Origin of the sequence: Marininema mesophilum (genome assembly GCF_900106775.1) — a bacterium.
Taxonomy (GTDB): domain Bacteria; phylum Bacillota; class Bacilli; order Thermoactinomycetales; family DSM-45169; genus Marininema; species Marininema mesophilum.
Genome location: NZ_FNNQ01000001.1, coordinates 350891 through 377767, shown reverse-complemented (window position 1 = coordinate 377767; position 26877 = coordinate 350891). Strand labels below are relative to the sequence as shown.

28 protein-coding genes, 1 tRNA gene and 1 riboswitch are annotated in these 26877 nt (G+C 44.8%); of the genes, 23 read left to right on the top strand and 6 right to left on the bottom strand.

Going from position 1 to position 26877, the window contains the following annotated elements; translation table 11 throughout:
• The first annotated feature begins 90 nt into the window (after positions 1–90).
• A complete protein-coding gene (locus BLV90_RS01715; RefSeq protein ID WP_091735147.1) occupies positions 91–1188 on the top strand; it encodes an NADH-quinone oxidoreductase subunit D in 1098 nt (365 codons plus the stop codon).
• A gap of 30 nt (positions 1189–1218) precedes the next feature.
• Positions 1219–1623, top strand: coding sequence for a hypothetical protein (locus BLV90_RS01710; protein ID WP_218142274.1), 405 nt, complete (start codon positions 1219–1221; stop codon positions 1621–1623).
• A gap of 123 nt (positions 1624–1746) precedes the next feature.
• Here BLV90_RS01710 and BLV90_RS01705 read toward each other — a convergent pair whose 3' ends face one another.
• Positions 1747–2520 carry a class I SAM-dependent methyltransferase gene (locus BLV90_RS01705; protein ID WP_091735144.1) on the bottom strand — a complete coding sequence of 258 codons (774 nt, stop codon included), beginning with the start codon at positions 2518–2520 and terminating at the stop codon, positions 1747–1749.
• Between the two features lie 316 nt (positions 2521–2836).
• Here BLV90_RS01705 and BLV90_RS01700 point away from each other — a divergent pair, with 316 nt between their 5' ends.
• The 6 genes from BLV90_RS01700 (at position 2837) to BLV90_RS01675 (ending at position 6766) form a co-directional block, all read left to right on the top strand.
• Entirely contained in the window at positions 2837–3451 is a 615-nt protein-coding gene (locus BLV90_RS01700; RefSeq protein ID WP_091735141.1) for a DedA family protein, read from the top strand.
• A gap of 52 nt (positions 3452–3503) precedes the next feature.
• The gene (locus BLV90_RS01695; protein WP_177167841.1) at positions 3504–3803 is read left to right on the top strand and encodes a 2Fe-2S iron-sulfur cluster-binding protein; all 300 of its coding nucleotides are present in this window, start codon (positions 3504–3506) and stop codon (positions 3801–3803) included.
• Between the two features lie 80 nt (positions 3804–3883).
• A riboswitch (TPP riboswitch) is annotated at positions 3884–3987 on the top strand.
• Positions 3987–4673 (top strand): thiamine phosphate synthase, encoded by a 687-nt coding sequence (locus BLV90_RS01690; protein WP_091735445.1) that lies wholly within the window; start codon positions 3987–3989, stop codon positions 4671–4673. (Overlaps the previous riboswitch by 1 nt.)
• Positions 4666–5775, top strand: coding sequence for a glycine oxidase ThiO (thiO, locus tag BLV90_RS01685; protein WP_091735135.1), 1110 nt, complete (start codon positions 4666–4668; stop codon positions 5773–5775). The genes BLV90_RS01690 and thiO overlap by 8 nt, the downstream gene beginning before the upstream one ends.
• Before the next feature lie 17 nt (positions 5776–5792).
• The gene (gene thiS / locus BLV90_RS01680; protein ID WP_091735133.1) at positions 5793–5996 is read left to right on the top strand and encodes a sulfur carrier protein ThiS; all 204 of its coding nucleotides are present in this window, start codon (positions 5793–5795) and stop codon (positions 5994–5996) included.
• 2 nt (positions 5997–5998) lie between these two features.
• Entirely contained in the window at positions 5999–6766 is a 768-nt protein-coding gene (locus BLV90_RS01675; RefSeq protein WP_091735131.1) for a thiazole synthase, read from the top strand.
• A gap of 76 nt (positions 6767–6842) precedes the next feature.
• On the opposite strand, the gene ftsW is transcribed toward BLV90_RS01675, so the two are convergent.
• Positions 6843–8015 carry a putative lipid II flippase FtsW gene (gene ftsW / locus BLV90_RS01670; RefSeq protein WP_245726208.1) on the bottom strand — a complete coding sequence of 391 codons (1173 nt, stop codon included), beginning with the start codon at positions 8013–8015 and terminating at the stop codon, positions 6843–6845.
• 133 nt (positions 8016–8148) lie between these two features.
• Between ftsW and rodA the strand changes: the two genes are divergently transcribed.
• Positions 8149–9294: a rod shape-determining protein RodA gene (gene rodA / locus BLV90_RS01665; protein WP_177167840.1), complete on the top strand. Its 1146-nt coding sequence runs from the start codon at positions 8149–8151 to the stop codon at positions 9292–9294.
• 123 nt (positions 9295–9417) lie between these two features.
• On the opposite strand, the gene BLV90_RS01660 is transcribed toward rodA, so the two are convergent.
• Complete coding sequence (locus BLV90_RS01660; RefSeq protein WP_091735125.1) at positions 9418–10638, bottom strand: cation:proton antiporter; 1221 nt, start codon at positions 10636–10638, stop codon at positions 9418–9420.
• Positions 10639–11161: 523 nt separating this feature from the next.
• Between BLV90_RS01660 and BLV90_RS01655 the strand changes: the two genes are divergently transcribed.
• The 4 genes from BLV90_RS01655 (at position 11162) to dacB (ending at position 14558) form a co-directional block, all read left to right on the top strand.
• Entirely contained in the window at positions 11162–11845 is a 684-nt protein-coding gene (locus BLV90_RS01655) for a zinc metallopeptidase (RefSeq protein ID WP_091735123.1), read from the top strand.
• Between the two features lie 131 nt (positions 11846–11976).
• A complete protein-coding gene (locus BLV90_RS01650; RefSeq protein WP_091735121.1) occupies positions 11977–12501 on the top strand; it encodes a YhcN/YlaJ family sporulation lipoprotein in 525 nt (174 codons plus the stop codon).
• A gap of 248 nt (positions 12502–12749) precedes the next feature.
• Positions 12750–13097 (top strand): DivIVA domain-containing protein, encoded by a 348-nt coding sequence (locus tag BLV90_RS01645; protein WP_091735119.1) that lies wholly within the window; start codon positions 12750–12752, stop codon positions 13095–13097.
• Positions 13098–13238: 141 nt separating this feature from the next.
• A complete protein-coding gene (dacB, locus tag BLV90_RS01640; RefSeq protein WP_091735117.1) occupies positions 13239–14558 on the top strand; it encodes a D-alanyl-D-alanine carboxypeptidase/D-alanyl-D-alanine endopeptidase in 1320 nt (439 codons plus the stop codon).
• Here the strand turns inward: dacB and BLV90_RS01635 are convergent.
• The gene (locus BLV90_RS01635; protein ID WP_091735115.1) at positions 14555–15451 is read right to left on the bottom strand and encodes a C40 family peptidase; all 897 of its coding nucleotides are present in this window, start codon (positions 15449–15451) and stop codon (positions 14555–14557) included. The two genes, dacB and BLV90_RS01635, sit on opposite strands and share 4 nt — an antisense overlap.
• Positions 15452–15637: 186 nt before the next feature.
• Between BLV90_RS01635 and BLV90_RS01630 the strand changes: the two genes are divergently transcribed.
• From BLV90_RS01630 to BLV90_RS01610, 5 genes are all read left to right on the top strand, one after another.
• On the top strand, positions 15638–17266 hold the full coding sequence (locus BLV90_RS01630) for a peptide ABC transporter substrate-binding protein (RefSeq protein ID WP_091735112.1): 1629 nt from the start codon (positions 15638–15640) through the stop codon (positions 17264–17266).
• 107 nt (positions 17267–17373) lie between these two features.
• A complete protein-coding gene (locus BLV90_RS01625; protein WP_091735109.1) occupies positions 17374–17895 on the top strand; it encodes a hypothetical protein in 522 nt (173 codons plus the stop codon).
• A 141-nt stretch (positions 17896–18036) separates the two neighbouring features.
• A tRNA-Gly gene (locus BLV90_RS01620) sits at positions 18037–18110 on the top strand.
• A 58-nt stretch (positions 18111–18168) separates the two neighbouring features.
• Positions 18169–18696: a GNAT family N-acetyltransferase gene (locus BLV90_RS01615; protein WP_091735106.1), complete on the top strand. Its 528-nt coding sequence runs from the start codon at positions 18169–18171 to the stop codon at positions 18694–18696.
• Between the two features lie 203 nt (positions 18697–18899).
• A complete protein-coding gene (locus BLV90_RS01610; protein ID WP_091735103.1) occupies positions 18900–19532 on the top strand; it encodes an O-methyltransferase in 633 nt (210 codons plus the stop codon).
• Between the two features lie 76 nt (positions 19533–19608).
• Here the strand turns inward: BLV90_RS01610 and BLV90_RS01605 are convergent, their stop codons facing one another.
• Together BLV90_RS01605 and BLV90_RS01600 are read right to left on the bottom strand one after the other, a co-directional pair.
• Positions 19609–19860 carry a DUF454 family protein gene (locus tag BLV90_RS01605; protein ID WP_091735099.1) on the bottom strand — a complete coding sequence of 84 codons (252 nt, stop codon included), beginning with the start codon at positions 19858–19860 and terminating at the stop codon, positions 19609–19611.
• Positions 19861–20083: 223 nt separating this feature from the next.
• Positions 20084–20743 (bottom strand): CBS domain-containing protein, encoded by a 660-nt coding sequence (locus BLV90_RS01600; RefSeq protein WP_091735097.1) that lies wholly within the window; start codon positions 20741–20743, stop codon positions 20084–20086.
• A 198-nt stretch (positions 20744–20941) separates the two neighbouring features.
• On the opposite strand from BLV90_RS01600, the gene BLV90_RS01595 reads away from it, so the two are divergent.
• The 5 genes from BLV90_RS01595 (at position 20942) to nagB (ending at position 26535) form a co-directional block, all read left to right on the top strand.
• Positions 20942–22672 carry an acyl-CoA dehydrogenase family protein gene (locus tag BLV90_RS01595; protein WP_091735094.1) on the top strand — a complete coding sequence of 577 codons (1731 nt, stop codon included), beginning with the start codon at positions 20942–20944 and terminating at the stop codon, positions 22670–22672.
• A gap of 32 nt (positions 22673–22704) precedes the next feature.
• Positions 22705–23472 (top strand): 2,4-dienoyl-CoA reductase, encoded by a 768-nt coding sequence (gene fadH / locus BLV90_RS01590; protein ID WP_091735091.1) that lies wholly within the window; start codon positions 22705–22707, stop codon positions 23470–23472.
• A gap of 143 nt (positions 23473–23615) precedes the next feature.
• Positions 23616–24596, top strand: coding sequence for a hypothetical protein (locus BLV90_RS01585; protein WP_143034971.1), 981 nt, complete (start codon positions 23616–23618; stop codon positions 24594–24596).
• A 20-nt stretch (positions 24597–24616) separates the two neighbouring features.
• A complete protein-coding gene (gene nagA / locus BLV90_RS01580; RefSeq protein ID WP_091735084.1) occupies positions 24617–25825 on the top strand; it encodes an N-acetylglucosamine-6-phosphate deacetylase in 1209 nt (402 codons plus the stop codon).
• Positions 25816–26535 (top strand): glucosamine-6-phosphate deaminase, encoded by a 720-nt coding sequence (gene nagB, locus BLV90_RS01575; protein WP_091735081.1) that lies wholly within the window; start codon positions 25816–25818, stop codon positions 26533–26535. The genes nagA and nagB overlap by 10 nt, the downstream gene beginning before the upstream one ends.
• Positions 26536–26877: the final 342 nt, after the last annotated feature.

Genomic DNA, 26877 nt, shown 5'->3' with positions numbered 1-26877 from the left:
TGATTGAAGAAGAATAATTCACATTGTACCTTTTAGTAATTGCTTTCAAGATGACTGACGCTGTGAAGAAGGGGAGAGGGAGGCAGTTTCATGCGGACAGAAGAAATGCTCTTAAACGTGGGGCCACAGCACCCAAGCACCCACGGAGTATTCCGGCTTGTACTTCGCATCGATGGAGAGATGATCAAGGAAGCTACACCGGTGATCGGATATCTTCATCGGGGAACAGAAAAACTGGCGGAGGACCTTACATATACGCAAATCATCCCTTATACCGATCGAATGGATTATGTCAATGCAATGAACAATAACCATGCCCTTGTTCACGCAGTCGAGATGCTCATGGATATCGAAGTACCTGAGCGAGCAGAGTATTTACGTATTATTGTTAATGAATTGAATCGTGTAGCAAGCCATCTCGTCTGGTTTGGTACTTATCTATTAGATATTGGTGCGATGAGTCCGTTCTTATATGCGTTCCGCGACCGTGAAAAAATCGTAGATCTATTTAACGAATTGTGTGGGGCAAGGCTAACCTACAATTACATGCGAGTGGGTGGAGTGAAATGGGACGCTCCCGTAGGGTGGATCAAAAAAGTTTCTGATTTAGTAAAAGAATTGCGTTTAAAGCATAAAGAATATATGGATCTTGCTGGAGGAAATGAAATTTTTCTTTCGCGGGTGAAAGGGATTGGGCAGTATGATCGAAATACCGCGATCTGCTTTGGTCTTTCGGGCCCATGTTTACGCTGTACGGGTGTCCCAAGAGATCTTCGAAAAGATGAACCCTACTCCATCTATAATCGCTTTGATTTTCAAGTACCTGTGGCAACTGAAGGAGATTGCCGTTCGCGGTTTGATTTGCGAATGGAAGAGATCAAGGAAAGCTTGTCTATTGTCGAACAAGCGGTCGACTCCTTTCCAGAATCGGGGCCTATTATGGCAAAAGTGCCGCGTGTTTTACGTCCTCCTGAGGGGGAGGTGTATGCTGCTGTGGAGAATCCTCGGGGAGAGCTTGGGGTACATGTCATTAGTAAAGGGAAGGATAAGCCTTGGCGTATCCATTGGAAGCGTCCCTCTTTTAGTAACTTACAAATTTTGCCCCATCTCTTAAAAGGAGAAAATGTATCCAATCTAATTGCTATATTAGGTGCAGTAGATATCGTCCTTGGAGATGTCGATGCCTAAACACTATTAATACGAAGGGTATGGATCATTTTGGATGAAAATAAAACCAGTAAAATTGAATATGAATATCATCATATAGGTATTCCTACGGATAAGTCTCAAAAAGATGAAAGGTATAGTCCGTTATTTAAAATGTACACTTCTGATAGCGAGAGCAAAGATTTCAGAGTACAGTGGCATCGTTTTGAACCGGATAGCTCCATACATCCACTAATCCAACGAATGCCGCATATCGCTTTCAAAGTAAACGATATTCAACTGGCAATAGAGGGAAAAAAAGTGATTTTAGAACCTTACTATCCCTTTGAACGTTTTTGTGTAGCCATGATAGAAGAAGATGGTTTGCCAATTGAGTTGATTGAAACGGATCTTAAAGAAGAAGAGATTTGGTCTGACTCCCATAAAAATTCGACCTTATACCCAGATAGCGAGTAGCATCATACTTCACGAATTCTAGGAAATCCTCCGTCGGTTCGTTCACGAAGGTCAGCAAAGGTGCTCCATACTCATATATGGAGCACCTTTTTTAGTGGTTAGAGTAAGGTTAGATATTTGGAGTTACCTAATTTTTTTAATGGCCATAACTCTAATTCGTTTATAATCAGCAACCCATATACCATCTTTGTATAAGGTGGATTGTATCTTGGTTTTTATCTTTCCATAAATCATCATTCTTTCCTTTGTAGATAGTTCAGGAAAAAAGTCATCGGCAAAACTATCTAACCAATGATCCAATCCTTTTTCGCCATATGCCAAGGGAGTAGGTCTATCAAAATGATGAGCATAGGAAACTTTAAATCCGTGCTGTTCCAGTAAAATACTGTATTCTCCGATGCTTGGAAAATACCAAGGATTCCTTGCTGAAGCATCTATTCCATATTCTTGAAAGAGCACCTCTGTTATTCCTTGAATAACGGTTTGGACATTTCCTTGTCCTCCGAATTCGGCGACAAAGCGACCCCCTGGCTGTAAAGCTAGTCTAACCGATTCGATAACATTGGCAGCTTGTTTCATCCAATGCAGGGCTGCATTTGAAAAGACAGCATCAACCTTTTCATTGGTTCGAAAAGTTTCCCCATTTTCAACGATGAATGGAATTTCAGGATACTTCACACGTGCTTTCTCAATCATTTCTTCCGAGAAGTCACTTCCTGTTACCACCGCACCTGTCTTAGAAATTTCCTTTGTAAGATCACCCGTTCCACAACCTAAATCAAGTATTTTCTCTCCTTTTTGTGGTTGAAGTAGTTTAAGCACTCCCTTGCCGAAATGAGATACAAAACTTAATTTATCATCGTACAAATCCGGATTCCACACATTTACAGAACTCATATAATAACACTCCCTTACTTTTGTGATATGTATTTTTATTATAATTTATAAACATGGACCCTTCTAATATATATAATTAATTACATTGATAGTTACAGGCTATGGAAGGATCGCAAATAATTCTCGAAGGTGTCACAGGGGGAGTATGGAAGAATGAATCATAACTGTTAACCTTTTGTGTAGATAGGAGTGAAAGTTTTTCATGCCTTCGGGTATATAATGGAGTCAAGAGTTAAGAAATGAAGCGTCTCTTTTGGACAAGAGGTAAATATGATATTCTAAATACGTTGCGAGTACGAGCGAACGGGGTTGGATAATGGAACAGACCATGTTAGAACTCCTTTCACAGTATGGATACTGGGGCATTTTCTTCTTCCTCGTTTTGGGGATTGTTGGCTTGCCATTACCAGATGAGATCATGATGACCTTTATTGGTTATCTTGCATCGGCGGGACAGTTGGACCTTGCGCTTACTTTTATAAGTTCGCTACTTGGATCGATCTGTGGTATTACAATTAGCTACTTTTTGGGTGGGAGGTTAGGATACCCTTTCCTCAAACGGTATGGTAATAAATTTTTTATTAACCGTCGACGCCTTAGAATGACACAGTTTTTGTTTAGAAAATATGGCAACTGGGTACTCTTTTTCGGATATTTTATACCGGGTGTGCGCCACATTACCGCATATGTAGCAGGGATCTCTCGTATGCCTTGGACACGTTTTGCTGCTTATGCTTATACCGGAGGCTTGTTTTGGTGTACAACCTTTATCGGATTAGGTTATCTGGTAGGGGCTAACTGGGAGCGGGCAATTACAACCTTCGAGCATTATGGTGCACTCACTATCTGGGTGTTGGTACCACTACTACTTATTACACTCGCATGGTTTATTTATAACCAGCACCAGAGACGGTATAATTCAAATTCGTAATGATTCCGGAATGAATCAGATGGATCTAGTTTTGAAGGGGGTGGGTAGATTAATGCCACAACTGGATGTAATTATTGGCCCGAAGGAGCACTCATTTGAAGTCGCTGAAGGGGAGAACCTTTTGTTTGAAGCGATTTCCCGTTCAGTGATGATTCCCTTTAATTGCACTTCAGCACGATGTGGTACCTGTCGAGTCAAGGTGCTAGCAGGGGGAGAGCACCTGAATGAAGTTGGTGACCCTGAGGAACTTCGCTTAGGAGAAGAAAAAGTAAATGATGGATTTCGGCTGGCTTGTCAAGCCTATGTTTATGGGGATGTGAAGGTGGAAGTCCCTCAGCCCCGATTGTATTAAGGGGCTACGTAGGCCTCCTTTTACTTGACCATCTCTTTAGCAAGTTGATAAAATAGGAGTAACCAAAATTTATACTTGTTATTTTCCACTAGGGGTGCATCGATGGATGCTGAGAGAGGCGAGGCCTTAACCCTTTGAACTTGAACTGGTTGATACCAGCGGAAGAAAGTGGGGAGTGGTACCGTGCATAGATTTAGGAGCGAACGGACCGGCATCCCCTCGGATGCCGGTTTTTTATTTCCTTCTCCACAACTTCATTTGGTTGTTACTCCAGAGAGGAAAAGTGTGGAGTGGCTTCATGTTTGTCGAGTGGTTCACCCTTGGTTATCTGTCGTTCACCTTCGGTATAAAGGACAGGAATTTAAACAGGTACTCTACTGGGCAGGGCGGCTCATTCATGAAGCGGGCGTGCCCCGAGAGAAACTAGTGATCAATGGTTCTCCCCGTGTAGCAATGGAGCTAGGGGTGGGGGTGCATTTGCCAGAAGAGGGACCCGCTCCAGGAGACATTCGAGCCAACTTCGGTCATTCAACAGTGATCGGTTGTTCTGTCCATTCGGTAACCGCAGCACGCCGGAAAGCGCAGGAGGGAGCAGACTACCTATATTTTGGTCATGTATTTTCGACGGGTTCAAAACCAGGTAAAGCGCCGCGAGGGACTGTAGCATTACAAGCGGTTTGTCAATCGGTTGACTTGCCAGTGATCGCGATTGGAGGAATATCCGCAGCGAATGCCAGTACCTTAGCTACAACGGGTTGTGCAGGAGTTGCTGTCATCTCAGCGATAGCCACAGCCACATCCCCTGAAACAGCTGCGAAAAAATTGAACATTCGCCTTGGTGAGGCATGGGGAGGGATTGTGGATGAATGATGGAGTAGTAGTGATCGGAGGCGGTGTAATCGGTTGTTCCATTGCATGGTATTTAGTGCAAAAAGGCGTTCGGGTTACGCTCTTGGAACGAGATCGGATTGGAGCGCATGCCTCGGGAGCTGCGGCGGGAATGCTCGGTGCACAAGTTGAAATGGAGCACCCAGGACCCATGGTAGACCTTTGTTTAGCGAGTCGTAACCTCTTTCCCCATTTGCAGGAGCAATTGCGGACAGAGACAGGGATCGATATTGAGTGGAATCAAGCGGGATTACTCCGAATTGCTGGGACAGAGCAAGAGGCAGAAAAACTCCGTGCGCGGGAAAGGTGGCAACGTCGTTTAGGGGAAAAGGCAGAATGGTTAACTGCTACCCAGGCGAAGCAATTAGAACCGCAGCTGTCAGAAAAGGTGACTGGAGCGCTCTATTTACCGCAGGATGGACAGGTTTCAGCCCCTCGATTGACCCAAGCCTTTGCTCGAGGAGCTCTGTTAGGAGGGGTTAGGATAGTAGAGGGAGTCGAGGTACGAGGATGTAGAGTAGAGAGAGGCCGCATCATCTCCCTCGACACAACAGCTGGAATCTATCGGCCTGAAGGAGTGGTAGCAGCGGCCGGGGCCTGGAATGGGTCTTTGTTAGAGATGGTAGGAGATCACCTACCAGTTATTCCGGTCAAGGGAGAGTCGCTGGCTCTTCGTCCACGAAAGCCCTTATTTAAAAGGACATTATTTAATTCTAACTGTTACCTAGTTCCTAAGGCGGATGGGCAGGTGATTGTTGGTGCGACAGAGAAACGAGAATTTAATCCGGGGGTTACGCTCGGTGCTATAAGAGCATTGACAGAGGCTGCACGAGACTGGGTTCCCGAGTTGGAAGATGCGGAGTGGTTACGCGCTTGGTCGGGACTAAGACCAGGAACTCCTGATGGTCTTCCATACTTAGGTGCCACAGAGACCACGGCCAATCTTTATGTGGCTGGCGGACACTTTCGTAATGGAATTCTCTTGTCTGCAATTACGGGGAAATTGTTAGCTGACTTGATTGTTGGGGAGCAGACACCACTTTTGGAACCCTTTTCCCCAAGTCGAGTCACAGTGGGTGTATGAGGGAAGGGGAGTCGAAGATGGAAGTGCGCTTAAATGGAAAAGTTCACAGCTTGCCGCAGGGAGTAAAGACAGTAGGTGAGTTACTTATGAACCTAGGTTTACAGGAAAAACTCGTCATGGTGGAGCGAAATGGAGCTGTCCTACAGCGAGAGGATCATCAGGGTACACTCCTGGCAGACGGAGATCAATTGGAAGTCGTTCAATTCGTAGGAGGAGGATAAGGATGCTAACCATTGGCCCCTATCGTTTTCAGTCCCGGCTATTCCTTGGGACAGGTAAATATCCATCACTCGATGTACAATATCGAGCGGTGCAAGAGTCTGGGACGGAAGTACTTACCTTTGCTCTTCAGCGTTTAGAACTGGATCGCCCAACCGAAGAATCATTTCTTGATAAATTGGATTTGAAGCGATACCGTTTGTTACCTAATACCGCTGGTGCTCGTTCTGCTGAGGAAGCTGTGCGGCTGGCTCGACTTGCGCGTGGGTCAGGGCTTTGCGATATGGTGAAGGTAGAGGTCATTGGCGATGAAGAAAGGCTACTGCCTGATCCGATGGCTACCTTGGAAGCGACTCGCCGACTCGTAGAAGAGGATTTTATCGTGCTCCCCTATACCGGGGACGATCCTGTATTGGCTAGAAGACTTCAGGAGGTTGGTGCCCATGCAATCATGCCAGGTGCTTCGCCGATCGGGTCGGGTCAAGGGCTGATTAATCCCCTCTATCTCTCCTTTATCATCCAGGATGCATCGGTACCTGTCATTATTGATGCCGGGATTGGCGCTCCCTCGGATGCTACCTTAGCTATGGAAATGGGTGCAGATGGGGTGTTGTTAAACAGCGCTGTTGCCCATGCTGGCGATCCTGTCGCGATGGCTCGTGGGATGCGGTTAGCGGTGGAAGCGGGGCGTTTAGCCCATCTCGCCGGTAGAATCCCTAAGAAAGAGACAGCGATGGCCAGTAGTCCAACCGAAGGTTTAACGATCAATTAAAAAGAGGTCCATGATACAACTTGAGCCCGGTGGAATCACCGGGCTCAAGTTGTTTAGACGTTATAGGGGGCTTTTGTTACCCTTTAAAATTGAATGTTACCAGTTGAGGTCGCTTCCGATTGGAGCGATTGGTTGGTGAGGTTTGCTTTTGAGAAGAGGGTGTCGTTTGATAACGAGAGATGTTCATGAGAATCCCGGCAGCCATCATACAGATAACAAGGGAGGTCCCTCCATAGCTGATGAAGGGTAGCGGGATTCCAGTGACAGGTAGCATAGCTGTAACAACCCCTAAGTTGAACAGGGTTTGGATAGCAAACATGGTGACGATTCCAATCCCCAGCAAATGACCAAATAAATCGGGAGCACGGACAGCAATGCGGATTCCACGTAAAATGAACGCGATATAGAGTGCGATGAGTACAACACCACCGATAAAACCTAGCTCTTCAGCAATGATGGAGAAGATAAAATCCGTTTGAGCCATAGGGAGATAAGCAAGCTTTTGGATACTATTGCCCAGCCCTTTACCCATCAAGCCCCCTGGTCCAATGGCAAAGAGGGATTGGATAATTTGGAAGCCACCCGAAGTTGGGTTCTGCCAAGGGTCAAATACTGCGGACCACCTTTTGAGCCGATAAGGTTCCATCAGCATGATATAAACGAGAACCGGAATACCCGTACTAAGGAGTAATAATAAATGTTTCATTCTTGCTCCTGCTATGAACATAACCGTCATACAAGAGACAAGTAGAATGACCATCGAACTAAAATGAGGCTCGCTCACGATCAAAGCTGAGAATAGCCCAAGTATGATAAAGGGTGGCAATAGACCTCGTTTAAAGTTGTGAAGGTGGCTTTGTTTTTTTGTCATTATCGCGGCTGTATAGATAATCGCAGCAATCTTCGCCAGTTCAGATGGCTGAAAGCCGACAGGTCCGATTCGTATCCAACGGCTGGCTCCATTTAAATGATCACTAATACCTGGTATGTAGACAAGAAGAAGCAGGAATAAACTCCCAAGTAGGATCAGCCCTACTTTTTTTTGATAAAAAGTGTAGGGGACATTGGCTATGACGAAAAAGAGGATAAGAGCAATCACGCTCCAGGATAATTGCTTTTTGAAGAAATAGTAACTATCTGCATGCTTCGTGAGTCCATCATAGTAGCTAGAGCTGAAAACCATAACCAGGCCAAAGCCTGTCAAAAGAAAGATGATTAGCATCATCCAAAAGTCTGGTTTACCACGCACGTTCCTTATCTCCTTCATCACAAAAGTTTAATGGGTAAAACCCTCTTTTATCCGCTCTATCGGTTGCGGTATACTGTTTGGTAGACGTTTGTCACATCGAAAAATGAGTCTGCAAGAAGCGGGTGTTCATTACATGAAAATCAGCCGGATGATTCGGCAATTAGACTTTCTCATGATCATGCTGATTTTGATGTTAGCTGGTGTCAGCATGATTGCCATTTCAGGGGCGACTTACTCTACCAACCCCATTTTTTTTGAAAAACAAATCTCCTGGTACATAACAAGTATTCTACTTATGATAGCCACACTCCTGTTTGACTATCGTCTCTTGGCTCATGGGCGGTTTGTTTACGTGCTTTATGGTGTGGGTCTCTTTCTTCTTCTATTAGTCATGATTCCGGGGATTGGAGTCACGGTGAAAGGGGTTCAGCAGTGGATTCGAGTCGGAGGTTTTCAGTTTCAACCTTCGGAGTTTATGAAGGTTATCCTGATTATCCTGGTTGCTAAGTTTCTCGCAGAGGTAAGAACGACTCCTGTATACGCTCGTGATGTATGGAAGATGCTCCTTCTCTTTGCCGTTCCTTTTCTCATTATCTTAAAACAACCAGACTTAGGAACTTCCCTCGTTCTGGTTGGAATACTTGGTAGTATTTTATTGGTGGGGGGACTCTATTGGCGTACCGTGATCACTGTCCTAGCGATCGTTGGTGTTTTGGTAGCTAGTGTTTTTGTCCTCTATTTAACAAATAGCCCCCTGCTCCATGTAATTCTTGCAGAGCATCAGATTCAACGAATTAGTACCTTTGTCAATCCTGCATTGGATCCCAGTGGGACAGGCTATCAATTGACACAATCCATGATTGCTGTAGGGTCCGGTGAATTGATGGGAAAAGGATTTCATCATGGTACCCAGGCTCAAGGGCGATGGATTCCTGAACCCCATAACGATTTTATTTTTGCTGTTTTTGCTGAAGAGTGGGGCTTTTTAGGTGGAGCGATTCTCCTTTGTCTGTTTATTTTTCTCGTTTATCGGATGATGAGAGTCGCTGTACACTGTGAAGATCGTTTTGGTACCCTGATTGTAACAGGGGTCGTGGGGATGGTTGTTTTCCAGGTGTTCCAGAATATCGGGATGTCGGTTGGCATGTTACCTGTAACAGGGCTGCCCTTACCCTATATCAGTTATGGGGGAAGCTCTCTCCTAACACAGTTAGTAGCGGCAGGACTTGTACTTAATGTCTCGATGCGTCGCGGTACAGATCTATTGTTTACGGACTAATGAATATGTAGAGGTTCATGGGCACCGATTTTTTATTTGGCCATGAAGTTAAACCCCCTAAGTAGGTTGGATCTACTCAGGGGGTTTTTCCACTGTCTACTATTAGGGGGCATCATAAGAAAGCTAGTGATGAGGGCCTTTACCCAAGCTTATTTTTAGTAAGGGGGGCGTGAGCAACGTGGTAAGTAAGATAATAAAAACGGTAATCGTAAATAATTGAGCATCAATCAAGTGGCGACTGAGCCCGATGGAAGCCACAATAAGTCCTACTTCTCCTCGGGCGACCATACCCGTACCAACTGCAAAGGAGTTATTCCAAGGGAAACCTGCTAACTTGGCACCCAAACCACTTCCGATAATTTTAGACACAGTCGCGATGATGAGAAGAACAATTAAAAGACTGATTGCCTCTGGTTTTAGTTGCCTAATATCGGTAGATATCCCAATGCTCACAAAAAAAATAGGGACGAAGAAGGAAGAGGAGATAATCTCCACTTTTTCATATAGTTCCTGGCGGTGGTGAGTACTACTGAGAATCAATCCAGCAAAATAAGCACCAACAATTCCTGCCAATCCAAATAACTCAGCCACATAAGCATAGATAAATGCAAGGATGATACCGAATGTTAAAATCACTTCGGATGAAGTTAAATAGGATATCCAGTGAATAAGGCGAGGGAGAATCCTGCGTCCGAGGGTGATAGCAATGAAAAAAAAGAGAAACATTTTTAGTAATAGGATACCGATAATAGTAGGAAGGCCTTCTCCGTGATTTCCAGAGGTAGTAAAGGTGACGACAACAGAGAGGAGGACCAATCCAAGGATATCATCCAGTACAGCAGCTCCTAAGATCGTAACGCCTTCTTTACTTTGTAGTTGGCCCAGCTCTCGCAGTGTCTGAACAGTGACACTGACGCTTGTGGCAACAAGAAGAATGCCGATAAAAATTGAAGTGAACAAACTATAACCGAAAAAAAGTCCGCTAGCCCAACCCATCACAAATGGGAAAAAGACTCCACCTACTGCAACGAACGTTGAAGCGGAGGTGTTTTGCTTAAACTCATCGATATCCGTTTCAAGACCTGCTAAAAACATAAGGAGGATGACACCAATCTCTGCGAGATGTTTAAACATCCCAGGGTGCTCAGGGTGAATATGTATCCAACCAAGGAAGGCGGGTCCCAAGAATACACCAACGAGAAGTTCACCAAACACGGAGGGTTGTCCCAGTTTTTTGCTACCATGACCTGCTAGTTTTACTGCAATTAACAGGAGAGCGATTTCCAACAAATAGTAATAATTTTGTAGGGTTTCATTTTTGATCCAATGAGTGACGACGTCCATGGAGTCCTCCTAAAGTAACGGATATCTAAAATTGGAAAAATAACCCCTCTGAAAACGGGTAATAAAAAGGGAACCCATTGACCAATGGAGAAACAGAGAGTCTGACTACCTTTGTGTTTCAGGGATACAACACGAGAGAAGCTTTCCTTATATCTTTCCCTGATCGTTAGGGCTCCAGACACGTCCGTGACCAGACAGGGGGATGGGAAATGAGTAAATCCAATGTAGGTATATGGGTTGTACTTATATTAGGATTGGTTCTCGTCGGTGGGCTGATCGTCCAATTTGTGACGGCTTCTTAAAAATTAAATACCAAATAAATCCCTTATTTAAGAAGATAGGACACCATGATATAATGATTCTAGGGAACCTCTATCGTTAGAGGTGATCCCTAGGATCTTTTCACTTGAGAGATAGCTATAATTTTTGAGTGGGAGAGATTTGAAATAAAGAGTTAAGTATCTGGGTAAACCCATATTATTAGAAGAATGAGAGCGAGTCATAAAAGGAGAAGTGAAGGCTGATGATCAACCTCTTGATGCTGATTCTTGTCCTGGGTGCCTTTGGGCTTACAATCTGGGCTCAATTCCGGGTGAAAGGTAGCTTCAAACGCTGGTCTAAGGTGCAAGCTAAATCGGGCTTAACTGGGCAAGAGGTAGCTCGAAGCATTTTGGATCGGAATGGGTTGCGAGATGTCGCCGTCAATCCTGTTCGCGGTCAACTGACGGATCACTATGATCCAGTTTCCCGGACAGTGAATTTATCAGAGCCCGTATTTTACAGCGATTCTATTGCTGCTGTCTCCGTAGCTGCCCATGAATGTGGTCATGCGATCCAACATAAAAATGCTTATGGTGCCTTGGTATTACGTCATCGGATGGTTCCCGTAGCTAACTTTGCCTCAGGAATTGCCCCATTTTTGTTACTAGGGGGTCTGATCTTACAGGCGATGGGATTGTTTGGCCTTGGCGTGATCTTGTATGCAGCGGTTGTTGCTTTTCAGGTAGTTACTTTACCGGTGGAATTTAATGCCAGTTCCCGGGCGAAAGAGATCATCGTGCAGGAAGGGATGATTAGTAATATAGAGGAGAGAGGGGTACGCAAGGTACTCAATGCTGCCGCCCTTACTTATGTAGCGTCCGCGCTATATGCTCTTCTTGAATTGTTACGATTTGTGCTCCTCTTCTTTATGTCCAATGATGATTGATTAAGGGAACGAATTTATTTCAGAATGGGAAGTCTAGGAAGGGCCACATAATGTGGTCCTTTTTTTTTGTACATATTTTTGAGTAGGGGTTGGATACTAAGGCTGACCTAGTTAAGGAAGGAGGTAGGGATATGCAGCTCCGTAAACAATGGCTTGTCATGGCAATTGCTGTGCCCCTTGTTTTTACTACTGTAGGGTGTGCGATGAATAATAAAAAACCGCAGTCAACACAAAGGCCAAATACCCAACAGGTGCGGTATGATGAGAGAATGAATGATGCCAACAACAATACGGGTTATGATACCAATACGCGTGTTGGACAAAAGATGCGTACTGCGGATGATGTATCGGACAATTTGGTCAAGTTGAGAGAGATTGATGCTGCGACTACGGTAGTTATGGGTGACACAGCGTATATAGGTGTATCATTTGCAGGTAATTACCAAGGCGGCATGACAAACGAGCTGAAGAATAAAGTGGCCAAAAGGGCACGAAAAGTGGATTCCTCTCTGAGACGAGTCTATGTTTCAGCCAATCCAGGTTTTGTAGATGCCATGAAAAATTATGCTAAATCTGTGCGGGATGGTCGTCCAATTTCCGGCTTAATCAACGGATTTATGGATCTAGTACAGCGTACATTCCCGACATCGCAGTAAATGTAGCTATAAAAGGCCTCCTCTCGGGGGCTTTATTTATTTCCATACTTTAACGTCTAAAATATACTACGAAAAGCATTCTCTCGTGACTAGGCGATATGATAAACTAAAGTAGTGTTAATTCCTTCGTCTATAGGAGAGCGATGAAAAACTTATCGGAAGGATAAAGACATTCCCGTACTTGCCTTAAGATGAGTAACAGATTGGTGAATTCAAATAATTAACAAAAGTTCAGGAGGCGTCTGCAGATGGAGCGTTTGACACCACGAGATATCTTTAGTAAAGATTTCAAAACCGCACGGAAAGGATATAACGTGGATGAAGTGAACGAGTTCCTCGATGTTGTTATTAAAAACTTCGAGGCCTTGCTCGAAGAAAACCTCCAACTGAAGGAAGAGCTAAAGAAAGAGCGGAAATCAAAGCTGAAACAGGGTCAATCACTATCTAACTCTAATTTACCTGGTCAACCACTATCTAACCCTAATTTATCTGGTCAACAATCGATGCCACTGCCGATGCAGGATAATAACGATCGTATGGTGGAGGATCTGATGCGCCGCATGGAACGGTTGGAGAAGTACATGATGGGACGTTAACGAAGAATTTGGTTAGTCATTATGTTTTCCCAGCGGAGGTGCGTGACCCCAGGCCTGTTTATTAACTGATGAATTTTTCTGAAGAGGTTAACCGATAGGCTTGGCGCTACCTAGTCAGGAATACGCATCGGAGGGGACTAAATGAGAGACTGGTTGCGAGCAGTGGAAAAACTGATCATCCGATGGGGAATAAAGAGTGGTGAAAGGGGCGCACGGGTTGGATGCGCCCTTTTTTGTACCCGAACGGGTCAGTGGGGAGCTATCGATGGAGATAAGCTTTTTCTCCCTGCCTCCAACAATAAGCTATGGACCACCGCAGTGGCGTTGGATCAATTGGGTAGCCACTATCGATGGATGACACAGGTGGGAATTAGCCACGATATGCTTACCATCTCAGGTGGTGGGGACCCTACTTTTAATGAGCAGGATGCTAGGATGATTGCTCAACGGATGTGGGTACGTGGTATGGATAAACTTCCTCATAGATGGATAGTTAATCAAGCTTGGTGCAATGAAGAACCCTGGGGAGTGGGCTGGAGATGGGATGATCTTGCTGAAGGATATACCGCACGAATTGAGAGTCTGATCATGGAAGGGAATCGAATCCTTTTCAAAGCGGACCCCCAGGGTGAAACTCCCCATCTGATCCCTATGCAAAAATTGAAGACGATCAAAGTAACCTCCCACTGTATGTGGACGGATGGACCTTCTGATATGGTGGTGAAGCGGAAAGATAGCGCTAATCATTTTCATTTATCTGGGAAGCTATCCAGGAAGGAACCGGAGATTGCGGGGGCAGTTTGGTCAGGAGCCCAGTATTTTTTGGAGATTCTCCGTGGAGCCTGTCAACAAGAAGGAATCCAAGTTCCTGAATATCCTGAAATCCGAGAAGGGAACATTACACAGAGGAAAGGGATGGTGTTAAAACACTATTCTCCACTTCTTTCTCAGGTGATACAACGTGTCAATCGTGAAAGTGATAATTTGTCTGCGGAAATTTTATTACGTACTTTGGGGAAGGAGAGCAGGAGCGAGGTTTGTGAGGAAGCAGGAGTGAATAAGGTGAAGAAAATCTTGCACACATGGGGGCTGAAAGGTCCTGAATGTTATGTAGATGGTTCAGGATTATCCACGTATAATTTATCATCCCCCAATGCACTTGCTGAACTACTCCACCTTCAGCTTCAGCATCCTGATTTCCCCATCTTCCTCGATAGTCTTTCTCGTTATGGGCAGTATGGTACACTTGCCGAGCGAGCCTCATCTTTACCAGCAGGCATAGAGGTTGCCGCTAAAACTGGGAGTCTGGCTAACGTCCGGACACTAAGCGGATACTTATTAGAGAATGGGTATCCTATAATCGGATTCTCATTTCTTATCAATGGGTTGGTTGATGAAGAAAACGGTGAAGGATTGCAGGATGATTTCCTTCACGAGCTTGCTGCTTTGAGTAAAAACTAATAACGGACTCCCCAACAAAATTCGGCTCCATAGGGTTCATCACTAAGGGCATTGATTCTCACGGGGTGCCCACTGTTGGGAGAGTGGATAAATGACTGCTCACCGATAACCATGCCTACATGATGAATGGCGCCTTGCCCCTTTTCATGAGCAAAAAAGACGAGATCACCAGGTAACAGTTCCTCCTTGGTCAATCGGATTCCCTGTTGGGCTTGATCACTCGCATCTCGGGGAATGACAAGTCCATGGGCTGCTAAAATTCGGTGGACAAATCCGGAACAATCGAAGCCAAAGGATGACATTCCACCCCATAAATAGGAGAGCCCAAGAAAGCGCTCTGCTGTGGGGAGGCGTGTGGAAGGAGGAGTGATGGGTAACGTTTCAGCGATAAAAACATCGCTAAGTGCCAACCTCTTTGTTGCTCCCTCAGGGGTAAGGACAATCGCGTGATTATCTTCCTTACCGATACAGGGAAGACGTGTCATAAAGGAGAGTGGCCACTCTTTATCCCCATTTTCACTGAAAGGAATGGTTTGGTCAGCGGTTACCCAGGCATAGGGGGAATTGGAAAAGGCTTTGTCGAATCGGGAATGGAAGGTAAGTTGATCCCGATATACCCAACCTGGATACCCTCGAGCATCTTTGCGAGTGGATTGGTGGGGGAGACATACCTTTACCCAATCCTCCCTTTCTTCAATGACCATTGCAGGCTCACCCAGAAGGAGTTGAGATTCAAGACGGCCGGTTAGGCCTTTTCGCCTCTCCGTATCCAGTGAGTTTAGCCACTGATAAAATCCTTCTGCGCCTTTAAGGGAAGGGCCATCCTCTTCACGAATAGATTCAGGAGATAACCAGAGGTTGGCTATAGGAAGTCGACAATAACGTATTTCCATGAGATCATCCTTTCAAAATCCAAAGAGGTTAAGCTCACATCGATCATTCTTTATCTTCGGGATATAGAGTAAAGGTTCCTTTTTTGAATGGTTTGAAATAAGAAGGAGATTATTCAGAGGGTAGAGAAAAGTTACAACGTAATAAGTTAATTATTCGGAAAATTAATTCGAGGAGGGGTACTACCTATGCGGAGAATTTCAATAATCGGATTGTCCCTTGTATTGGCAGGTAGCGTATTGGTAGCTGGATGCACCAAAGGGGATTCTGATGCAACAACTTCCACGGGGGCTAGCCAACACTTAGAATTAAATTTGACGTCTGGCGAGCCTGCATCGTTAGATCCGGCGAAAGCTTTTGATGGCAATTCCATGGAGGTGGTGAATAATTTATTTGAGGGGTTGATGCGCTTTGATAAAAATCACCAACCCAAGCTAGCTACAGCAAAAAAAATAGAGAAGTCAAAGGATGGCTTAACTTATACGTTTACACTCCAGGATAATGCTAAATGGTCCAATGGGGAGCCGGTAACAGCCAAGGATTTTGAAGTCGCTTGGAAAAGAGTGATGGACCCAAAAACAGCCTCCAATGCTTCCTTATTGATGAATCCCATCAAAAATGCAAAGGCTTATTATGAAGGAAAAGCGAAGGCAGAAGACGTCGGTGTACAGGCAAAGGATGAAAAGACCTTAGTGGTGGAGCTTGAGCAGCCGACTCCCTATTTTGAACAGCTAATCGCCTATACTCCTTTTTCACCTGTCTACAGCAAGGGGATTGAAAATAAGAAAAATCCCTTTGGTGAGGCGAAGGAATATATTTCGAATGGTCCTTTTAAGATGAAATCTTGGAAGCATGATAATCGCATTGTGGCCGTGAAAAATGAAGAGTACCGAGATGCAAAGAAGGTAAAATTGGCACAGATCGATTGGGGAATGACTAAGGATCGGGCTACACTTTATCAGCAATATAAGGCGGGAGAAATTGATTACCTCGATAGCACTTCTATTCCGCCAGATTTGCAAGGTAAAGAGATAGAGAAGGGCGAGGCGAAGGTATCCGATGGTGGGGGCCTAGATTTTTACCGATTTAATGTAAAGGAAAAACCGTTTAACAATGCGAAGATCCGGAAGGCATTCGCCCTGGCAATCGATCGTCAAACGATTGTAAATAAGATCGTTCAAGGCCAGCAGCAAATTGCTCTTGCCTATGTCTCACCAGGTACCATGACGAAATCTGGCGATTTCCGCAAGGATGATAAGCAGGCATACATCAAAGATGATGATGTCCAATCAGCAAAAAAATTGTTAAAAGAGGGAATGAAAGAAGAGGGCATCACGAAATTGCCTAAGGTTGAAATTTTATTTAGCCAGGATGAAAAGAATAAAAAAGTGGCTGAAGCGATTCAGGAGATGTGGCATAAACACCTGAAAGCAAAAGTGACATTAAAAGCACAAGAAGCCAAAGTATTTTTAAATAACCGAAACCGTGGCAACTTTATGATTGCTCGCTCTAGTTTCCTGCCTGATTACAATGATCCCTATAATTACTTAGAAAGTTTTCAAACCAATCATCCAATGAATCAAACAGGTTGGAGCGATAAAGAGTACGATTCTATTCTAAATGGTGCTTACAAGGCAAAAAGCGAAGCTCGGCGGATGGAACTTTTGCATCGTGCGGAAAAAGTATTGATGGATCAAATGCCTGTTATTCCCTTATATTATTACAATAACATCGTAATGAAAAAGCCTGAAGTGCAGGGGGTGATGTCGCACCCCACTGGGCCAAGGGATTATCGTTTCACAGAAATTAAAGGCTGATGAAAACTCTCCGGAGCATCCGGAGAGTTTTTTGCATCAATCTGCCATTTTACCCTCCGCTCCTCGGAGCATACTAAGATCAGACCGATTAGAGGGGAGGGATATTTGTGAGCAAACACAAGAAGAGGCATAAGCGTAACAATCACACAGAACATGAAGTTGTAGAACCGAGACGGAATGAGGACCTTACATCAGATGACTTTAACGAGGAGTATGCAGGAGAATTTGCTCCAGCTGGTTTGAACAATTTCCGGCAAGCTCCTGGGAGAGACGATGATGAATTGGAGACAAAGGATATTGGCGAAACCGAGAAATTTGATTGGAATGACCGAGATGATACAGAGGCAGCAGCTGAAGTAGCTCCTGTTACAGATTCATTCGGACGCGATGAGCTCTCAGTAGACAAGAATGATACAGAGGGTGAAGGTCAGGGCCAGGGTGTTGGTGTAGTCGGCATTATTATATCCGCCCTTGCATTCTTCCTCGTTCCTTTTCTATTAGGGCCGGCGGGAATCATTCTCGGTATTATCAGCATCCGCCGTGGAAGCATGTTAGGATGGTGGGCAGTAGGAATTGGTGCAGCAGCGATTCTGTTAACCGCCTTTGTAGCTCCGCTTGCAGGTTTTTAATGATGGAATCTGGACCAACAGCCACCCTGGATACGGGGTGGTTTTTTGTAGCATCTTCTGAGGAGTAATTCTTGCACCTAGCTATGCTGGAGTGATATAATTAAAAAATAGCTAAGAAAGTTATCAACTTTAAGGATTTATGCGGATGTAGTTTAATGGTAGAACTTCAGCTTCCCAAGCTGATAACGCGGGTTCGATTCCCGTCGTCCGCTCCACTGAGTCATTGCACAGGATGTGCAGTGACTTTTTTATCGCTATTTTGGAGGGGAATGGATGGAAGAGATGCGCCTGCGATTTGCAGGAGGAAAGGATCTAGATTACATGGCGAGATGGTTTGCTGATGAGGAGGTAATGTATTGGTCTTCAGGAGGCCATGGCGAGACATTTTTGAACCAGGAGCAGTTAGCAGATCGTTTAGCTAGGATGAACTCCTTGGAGAGTGGACGTTGGTGGATAATTGATGTAAAAGAAGATACGGAGTGGAGGGCGATAGGGCGAGTTACTTTTCGCGACTTTGAACGAGTAGTGCGATCCGTTACCATTGGGGAGAAGGAGTACTGGGGACGTGGATATGGAACCGCGGCGATTCGTTCCTTTATTGACTTGTTGTTTTGCCGATATAACTTACATCGCATTCAATTAGATACTTTTCGGAATAATGTTCGAGCTATTCGCGCTTATGAAAAATGTGGATTTCATCAGGAAGGTTTGTTGCGGCAAGCCTTTTGGACGACTGATGGCTATCAGGATAAAGTGATTATGGGGATGCTTCGCTCCGAATGGGAAGGGAAAGAAAGCTAGACAAAAACAGTGAATAGAGAGAAAATATTAATGGAGTTGGTAAAATTTTTTGATTTGAATGAGCATATCTTGAGAAATTGGAAGCGATGCTATGATGGGTTTATGAGAAGCAGTATGACGCCCACCACCACGGACAGAATGTAAGTTTACGAATGATGAATGGGGTTACTCCCCACCTATACTTAAGGATAATGAGGGATAATATGGATCGATTTCAATTTGTAGACGAACGATATGCTAGAGAAGATGATGTATTACAGTCGATTACTGCTGGATTAGAAAAACGAGAAATGCCACAGATCTCTATTCCCCCTGGCGTTGGCAAGGCACTCTATATGCTTGTAAAAATGTGTGGAGCCCATCATGCTTTGGAAATAGGTGGGTTGGGTGGATATAGCTCAATCTGGTTGGCGCGTGCTCTTCCTGCGGATGGTCATCTGTTGACCCTGGAATTGGAACCAGACTATGCGGCTTTTGCTAAGGAAAACCTGAAAAAGGCTGGATTGTCTGAGAAAACAAGTTTTAATATAGGGGATGCTCGGAAAAGTTTAGAAGTATTGGATTCCCAGCGAAAGCAATTTGATTTCTTTTTTATTGATGCCGATAAGGAAAGCTATCCCTTTTATCTAGAGAAGGCGATTAAGATGAGTATACCAGGTGCTGTGATAGTCATGGATAATATGTTTTACGGAGATGATATCTTTGACAAAGAAGAGGAAGAAAGTCCAAATGTGAAAGGAATTCTAAAAGCTCATGATATCCTAACCTCAGATGAGCGATTGGACTCTACTCTATTGACAGTGGGAGATGGCCTTGCTGTTGCTCGTGTAAAGTGAAATAAATCAAAAGAGACGAAGGTCCATCCCTAGCGATGGCCTTCGTCTCTTTTTAAAAATTACCTATTTTAATCGGTTAGGGAAGAATACGTTTTAACCGAGGATGTTTTCGCAATCGATTCATTTGCTTCGCGATTAGAGGATGACGCTTTTCAAATTGATCCAATTTACGTTTTGCCCAAGGAGATGTCTTTGAGAGGATTAGGAAACCGAGCATCAAAAAGATCACACCTTGTAGAACAGGTAAAAAGAGACCTATGATGCCTAGTATGATAAAGAACCAGCCGAGAATTTGACTACCGATATACTTCATACGTTCTTTAGTCATAGGATAGAACTCATCCTTTCGAGGTTCTGGACATGTTTAATGTTTTCAATAGGTTGATGCGTTATGCGTGGTAATTGGATTCTTTATGGGGAATTCCCCATTAATTATATCTAACGTATTATTATTTCGATATGTGTCACGGGGAAAAAATTGGGCGGAAGTAAAGAAAAAGAGGATCTTCAGGAAATATTCGCAATAGTGGACTTCCGTCTCTTTGCCTTGATTAGCCTGCGTGTTGGGTTTCTTTGATGTTAAGAATTCGGAAACCCCGCTGTTCTAGTCTTTCCTTAATTTCCTCTACATAGGGAGTTGGCTGGATTTTTAACATAATGCGACGTACCGCAGCGTCACCAGCGTCAAAAGTGACCAGGCTGATAATATTCACATCAAAATCCTGCACGGATGCGACGACATGCTCTAGCTCATGGGGAGCATCGAGGACGACAGCCATCAGGAACCGGACACCTGGTAGGTCATGACCATAAGTGGATGCAAGGGCGGCTTCAATGTCACTGATCTTGACGATACCAAGGAAGCTCAATCCATTCTCATCGACTACTGGGACAAAGGGATAGCGAACAATCACCGGTAAGGTTTCTTCAAAGTCGCTATGGATGGTTAATGGATCCATGATATGTAGAGCATCTTTCACTTTCCCTTGATCGAGGTCTACATGTGTGCTTGCTCCCGTGTTTTCACTCTCTAGAAAGGATTTCATGGCGTAGGTGTAACCGGTAATACCGAGAAAGAGGCCATTCGTATCAATTACCGGGATCGAATCTAAGCGATACTCTTTTAAAAGGTCAAGCATTTCTTTAATGGGGGTTTCTGGTGTTACAGTAGCAATTTCATCCAAGTGGGTAAGACATTGTTTAATGAACACTTTGCATCGCTCCAGTCAAAGCAGAATCTATACTATAGAAAAACATTCGACATAACAGATGATTCTCCTCCGGTATTCTAAATTGTTTGTTGACGTGTTCCATTCTCTTGGTTACATTGAATTAGTATTCACTTACTCTCATTGATCGGGTGATTTTCCAATTAAATCAACCCGATCTAGCGAAGGGGCGAGGGCGTGATGGATTACAGTCGCTTTACAGATGGGAATGCGGTCAACTGGTATGAAAGCGATTTCACCATGAAGCGTTATGTACAACGTTACCTATCACCAACTTTACAAAAATGGGGAGAGGATCAACTCGCCCATATGGGGGCATATGCTGCCGGACCGATGGACGAACGTGCTCGTCACACCGATCGTGAGGGAGCACCGAAACTCCTTCGCTATGACCGTTTGGGAAATGAGATCAACGAGGTTTGGTACAATGAAGGGTATCGGGCTACAGTGGCGGAAGGATTTCGTTCAGGGGTAGTGGGGTGGCGTTATCGAAAGGATGTCCCTGAACCTGTGCCTTTCTTTTTCACTCAGTTACTTCACATGTTGATGTCTGGGGCAGAGACAGGCTTTACATGTCCAGTAACCTTGACGATGGCAGTGGCCTTTGTTATCGAGAAGTTTGGCAGTGAAGAACAAAAAGCGAAATACCTTCCCCGTTTGGCAGCGATGGAGCCAGAGAATCTGTTGCAGGGAGCAACCTTTCTCACGGAAATCGAAGGCGGCTCCGATGTAGGGGCGATTCAAACGAGGGCAGTGAAGGATGGAGACCGCTGGTTGCTTACAGGGGAAAAGTGGTTTGCTAGCAACTGTGATGCAGATCTTTCGATTACACTTGCTCGGGTTTCCGATGTCCCAGGTACGAAGGGGTTGGGTTTGTTTTTAATGCCAAGGATTCTCGAGAATGGAGTAAAAAATCGGATTGCGATCCGACGCCTCAAGGATAAGTTAGGAGTGCGAGCCGTAGCGAGTGGTGAGTTGGAGCTTCGTGAAGCGGAGGCAGAGCTGATCGGGGAACCAGAAAAGGGATTTAAGTATATGGCTGAAGCCCTTAATATTTCCCGGATGTGTACGGCAACAGGATCTTTGGCCATGTCACGCCGGGCTTTTCTGGAAGCGGCGATCCATACATTTCGGCGTTCCGCTTTTGGTAACACTCTCAAGGATTACCCGATGGTGCAACAAACCCTCTTGGATATGATGACGGATATCGAAGCGGGCTGGGCGTTAGCCGCCCAGATGATGCTGGGGATGGATCGTTGTCATACAGAGGGGCAGGAGACTGTAGAGGAGATCACACGTCTTCGTCTCTTACTATCCATGGCAAAATATCGATTAAGTGAAAATAGTGTATTACATGCTAAGCAAGCCCTGGAGCTTTTTGGTGGTAATGGCTATATCGAAGAGTTTGTGACGCCTCGTCTTTTGAGGGATGCTCAGGTGAGCACGGTGTGGGAAGGGCCCTCCAATATCATGGCACTGGAAGTCCTAAAAATTCTCGCCAGAGAAGCAGCGCATGGCAGTGGTGAAAGTATCCTCTTTACAGAAATGAAGAAGACTCTTTCTGAAGTGGATCGTCCTGAGCTGGTGGATGTAGCACAGTGCATTGAGCAGGAGAGAAAGGAACTTTTCCTTGATACCCGCTATCTATTGTCTGCAGATGAGAGGGTGCAAAATGCTCACGCTCGCACATTGATGGATAAACTGACCGATGTATACACCGGTATCCAACTGTTGAAAGAAGCGCAGGTGGACCTTGCGGAATCGAAAGATGAGCGCCTCGCTCGAATTGCAGAGTATTATGTGGATCGGACCTTCCGTCCAAATGTTCATAGTATTCGTAGTAAGAGCATCCCAGTAGACGATTTATTTGAACAGGTGGTATGTGGATTTCAGGAAGCACCAATTCATTAACCCAATACAAAAAGAGATGTGGAGTGAGAGAAATGAATGCAAAAACGATCATCGTAACAGGCGGTTCTGGCGGTATGGGTAAAGCAATGGCTACACGCTTCTGTGCAGATGGGGCCAATGTTGTTATTACTGGCCGGAATGAGGAGAAACTCGAGGTGGCTAAAGCGGAAATGAGCTCCCTTTCAGGACAAGTATTGACCGTTCCGATGGATGTCCGTAAACCAGAACAGGTGGATGAAACGGTTATGAAAGCGAAGGAAGCTTTTGGTTCTATCGATGGGCTTGTTAATAATGCAGCTGGTAATTTTGTGGTCCAAGCGGAAGATCTTTCGATCAATGGTTGGAATGCAGTGATTGATATCGTACTTAATGGAACATGGAATTGCACTCAACGTGTAGCAAAGGAATGGATTGCTGAGAATAAGCCAGGCTCTATTGTAAATATCGTAGCTACTTATGCTTGGACCGGTGCCGCTGGTGTAGTTCACTCAGCAAGTGCTAAGGCAGGTGTTCTAGCAATGTCTCGTACCTTGGCTGTGGAGTGGGGTCATAAATACGGTATCCGTGTAAACTGCATCGCTCCTGGCGCAGTAGAAAATACCGGTGGGGTAGAGAAACTGATCTTGGACGAGCGTATGCATAAACGGGTATTGGCTGCGATTCCAGCAGGTCGTTTCGGTAAGTTAGAGGAAATCGGTGGCGTAGCTGCTTTCCTACTTTCTGAGGATGCTCAATACATCAATGGCGATTGCATCACCATGGATGGCGGTCAGTGGCTAAACGGATCTCGTTTCATTTAGATGAAAATTTTTCAAGGCCGACTCGATCAAGAGACGGCCTTTTTCTTATGTATAGGGGTGATATAATAAATGAATCCAATGCGAGGTGGGAAGCAAAAGTTGTAAAAAGGTTTTTAGAAACCTAATTTTTTGAGAAAATGGATATGAAGATCATCGTTAGAGAAAAAGGAGTCGTTGTAGGCGTGGTTTCATGGATGATAGCGGTAATGATCAGTATGTGGTCACCGGAGACAGCAGTAGCTGCGGATCAATCGGCTACCATTAAACAAGAATCCCAGAAGACGATTCCAAAGGATAAACAACCGGGCACTTATTCATTAAAGGATTCGTCAGAGGTGATACGGACTCAGGATTGGTTAACTGTAGATCCAACGACTGGTCAGGTGGAGGGGGTTTGGTTATCCTCACTTCCTCAAAGTGGTATTCCCAAGGGGGAGTGGAGTTTTACTTATCCCGACTATAAATTAAGACCAGGTTGGAATAAAGAAGAGCAACCACTTCTAAGGGCACCCTCCCATGATGGGGCAGCATTTCTTCGTATGCAAAAACCTGGGTCGCGAAGGGTTCTTATCGATTGGAAGGGTGCTTCAGGTGGAACTGGAAAGTCTGAGATAACCGTCGTTCTCCCGGGGATATCTATGGCTGTAGATCCACACGAGAAATCGGATCGTAAAACGATCCGAGCACATATGGCGGGTAAAGATGTGAAGGGAAGTTGGACGATTGCCGTCGCCAATATGAATGATAAAATTTTGCAACGTCAACAGGGGAAGAGTAGTTTTACTCTCTCGCTACCTTCGGGGAAATATTTGGTGAGAGCGATCTTTCGCGGAGAAGTGGATGGGACTCCGATTGCTATGCATGAAACGAAAAAGCTCAGGATCGAAAATGGGGAAAGTGAAATTAAAAAGATAAATAAAGATTATGAGAATGAATATTTCACTTCTAAGCAGGCGCTTGAATCTATAGATAAGATGAAAAAAAGTGGTTATCTTGCGGATCCTGAACATGAATATGCATCGAAGGGAGCAGTTATGGTGTGGAGCGCCGTTTGTGGAGTGATTGGTTTCATCGCATTGTTTATCTGGCAAAGGGTGCGTAAGAGATCTTCTAAAGCTCTTTGAATGGGAAGGAGAGTACAGGTATGGATGTACTAGCAAAGAAGTTCCTCTTACGTGATATGACCATTTATTCCGAGAAAGGTATCATCCGAGATGGATATGTAGTGGTTGAGGATGGTGTCATTCACCGAGTGGGTCAAGTGGGGGAACTAGGTGGGCTGGGAGGGGTTGCAACACTCTCGTTACCTGGTCACTGTATCACACCGGGGATGATCGATATCCATATCCATGGTGCCGCAGGTGCCGATGTCATGGATGGGACGCCGGATGCTCTCGCCACAATCGCACAGACCCTTCCCCGAGAAGGAACCACCTCATTTTTGGCGACCACCATGACTCAAAGTGTGGAAAAGATTGACCGAGCGATTATAAATGTAACCACTTATCAGCAGGTAAAGTCAGTAAAAGGAATCGCGGAATTGTTGGGGATCCATTTGGAAGGTCCCTTTATCTCGTATAAACGGGCAGGAGCTCAGCCAACTGATCATATCTTACCGCCAGATCGTCAGCAATTTATTCGTTGGCAATCCCTTGCCCAGGGAAATATACGTATCGTTACCATAGCCCCAGAAGTTGAAGGTGGACTGGAGTTAGTACGGTTCTTGAGAGAGTCCGGTGTGATCGCTTCTGTTGGACACTCAGATGCAACCCTACAGGAAGTAGATGCCGCAATCCAAGCAGGCGCTTCCCATATCACCCATCTTTATAATGGAATGCGAGGCTTGTACCATCGTGAGCCAGGAGTCGTCGGAGCGGCTTTGTTGCGTGATGAACTGATGGTGGACTTGATACCTGATGGAATTCATTCGCGACCCGAGATGGTAGAGCTAGCCTATCGGATGAAATCGCAACATGGTCTCATTCTGATTACCGATGGGATGCGGGCGAAGTGCCTCCCAAGTGGGATATATGAGCTGGGTGGACAACCTGTCCATGTGCAGGGAGGGAGAGCGTCCCTATCCGATGGAACATTGGCGGGTAGTGTCTTAACTATGAGTGATGGGGTGAGTAATATGCTCCGTTACACAGGATGTACAATGGAAGACATCCTCTGTATGACTGCGGTAAATCCAGCGAAGCAACTAGGTGTCTTTCATAGAAAGGGTAGCATTGCACCTAAGAAAGATGCCGATCTAAATATTTTCAATGAAGAGAATGAGCTGATCGCCACTTTTTGCCAAGGAGACTTGGCCTTTGCGAAAAATGAGGGAGAATCCTTACGGTGGAAATAATTGCGGCTGCAAACTATGAAGAGATGAGCCAAATGGCGGCTACATTCTTGATGCACAAGGTATGTAATGCGAGGAAAGTTACCTTGGGATTGGCGACTGGGGGTACCCCGCTTGGTACTTATCGTAGACTAGTGAAATACCATCAAGTGGAGGGAATCTCTTTTCAGGGAGTGCAAACGTTTAACTTAGATGAATATGTGGGGTTAGGGAAAATGCACCCTGGTAGTTATCATAGCTACATGGAAACCCACCTTTTTCGCTGGATCGATATCGATCCATGCCAAACTCACCTTCCGAATGGTGAGGCAGTGGATCTAAAATTGGAGTGTGCTCGTTACGAAGAGTTAATCCGTAGTAGGGGTGGGATTGACATACAGGTATTGGGGATTGGGAGTAACGGACATATCGGTTTTAATGAACCAGGTACTCCTTTTGATACACGGACCCATGTAGTAGCGTTAGCTGACTCTACACGACGGGCTAATGCTCGCTATTTCTCTGGTGAAACAGATGTCCCCTACCAAGCGATTACGATGGGAATTGGTACGATATTGGATAGTCGTCAAATTCTGTTGCTCGCTTCAGGGATTGGGAAAGCAGCTGCGATTCGCCACCTCATAGAGGGGAATAAAGATCGGCAATTCCCTGCATCTGCATTATTGGACCACCCTGATGTGACGGTTATAGTGGATCAGAGCGCCAGTAATTAGGATGCTAATCGGAGCTGGTGGTCAAGTTCCTTACCATTAATTTTTTATAGGTATAATTATATTTAATATGTGATATATATTTATTTTTTTAATTAATAATTAGATATTTTTTATTTATTCAAGAAAACTTAGAAGGGGCTAGATACCCCTTATTTTTAATTAAATAAGAGTTTTAGATGGGTTTGTTTAATGGAAGTAAGGGGTAACATTGTTGAGGGTATACCTATACGAGAAGATAGAGATAGCTGGCGATCAAAAAATAGCTATCTACGTGTTTTGGATTGAATGGTTGTTTATTTTTAGCAGGTGATGGGAAGGTATTTTTCCGTTATAATGATTAAT

Coding starts and splice junctions, on each gene's coding strand:
- BLV90_RS01715 (WP_091735147.1), top strand. CDS start 91: ATGCGGACAGAAGAAATGCTCTTAAACGTGGGGCCACAGCACCCAAGC.
- BLV90_RS01705 (WP_091735144.1), bottom strand. CDS start 2,520: ATGAGTTCTGTAAATGTGTGGAATCCGGATTTGTACGATGATAAATTA.
- BLV90_RS01700 (WP_091735141.1), top strand. CDS start 2,837: ATGGAACAGACCATGTTAGAACTCCTTTCACAGTATGGATACTGGGGC.
- BLV90_RS01695 (WP_177167841.1), top strand. CDS start 3,504: ATGCCACAACTGGATGTAATTATTGGCCCGAAGGAGCACTCATTTGAA.
- thiO (WP_091735135.1), top strand. CDS start 4,666: ATGAATGATGGAGTAGTAGTGATCGGAGGCGGTGTAATCGGTTGTTCC.
- thiS (WP_091735133.1), top strand. CDS start 5,793: ATGGAAGTGCGCTTAAATGGAAAAGTTCACAGCTTGCCGCAGGGAGTA.
- BLV90_RS01675 (WP_091735131.1), top strand. CDS start 5,999: ATGCTAACCATTGGCCCCTATCGTTTTCAGTCCCGGCTATTCCTTGGG.
- rodA (WP_177167840.1), top strand. CDS start 8,149: ATGAAAATCAGCCGGATGATTCGGCAATTAGACTTTCTCATGATCATG.
- BLV90_RS01660 (WP_091735125.1), bottom strand. CDS start 10,638: ATGGACGTCGTCACTCATTGGATCAAAAATGAAACCCTACAAAATTAT.
- BLV90_RS01655 (WP_091735123.1), top strand. CDS start 11,162: ATGATCAACCTCTTGATGCTGATTCTTGTCCTGGGTGCCTTTGGGCTT.
- BLV90_RS01650 (WP_091735121.1), top strand. CDS start 11,977: ATGCAGCTCCGTAAACAATGGCTTGTCATGGCAATTGCTGTGCCCCTT.
- BLV90_RS01645 (WP_091735119.1), top strand. CDS start 12,750: ATGGAGCGTTTGACACCACGAGATATCTTTAGTAAAGATTTCAAAACC.
- dacB (WP_091735117.1), top strand. CDS start 13,239: ATGAGAGACTGGTTGCGAGCAGTGGAAAAACTGATCATCCGATGGGGA.
- BLV90_RS01635 (WP_091735115.1), bottom strand. CDS start 15,451: ATGGAAATACGTTATTGTCGACTTCCTATAGCCAACCTCTGGTTATCT.
- BLV90_RS01630 (WP_091735112.1), top strand. CDS start 15,638: ATGCGGAGAATTTCAATAATCGGATTGTCCCTTGTATTGGCAGGTAGC.
- BLV90_RS01615 (WP_091735106.1), top strand. CDS start 18,169: ATGGAAGAGATGCGCCTGCGATTTGCAGGAGGAAAGGATCTAGATTAC.
- BLV90_RS01610 (WP_091735103.1), top strand. CDS start 18,900: ATGGATCGATTTCAATTTGTAGACGAACGATATGCTAGAGAAGATGAT.
- BLV90_RS01605 (WP_091735099.1), bottom strand. CDS start 19,860: ATGACTAAAGAACGTATGAAGTATATCGGTAGTCAAATTCTCGGCTGG.
- BLV90_RS01595 (WP_091735094.1), top strand. CDS start 20,942: ATGGATTACAGTCGCTTTACAGATGGGAATGCGGTCAACTGGTATGAA.
- fadH (WP_091735091.1), top strand. CDS start 22,705: ATGAATGCAAAAACGATCATCGTAACAGGCGGTTCTGGCGGTATGGGT.
- BLV90_RS01585 (WP_143034971.1), top strand. CDS start 23,616: ATGAAGATCATCGTTAGAGAAAAAGGAGTCGTTGTAGGCGTGGTTTCA.
- nagA (WP_091735084.1), top strand. CDS start 24,617: ATGGATGTACTAGCAAAGAAGTTCCTCTTACGTGATATGACCATTTAT.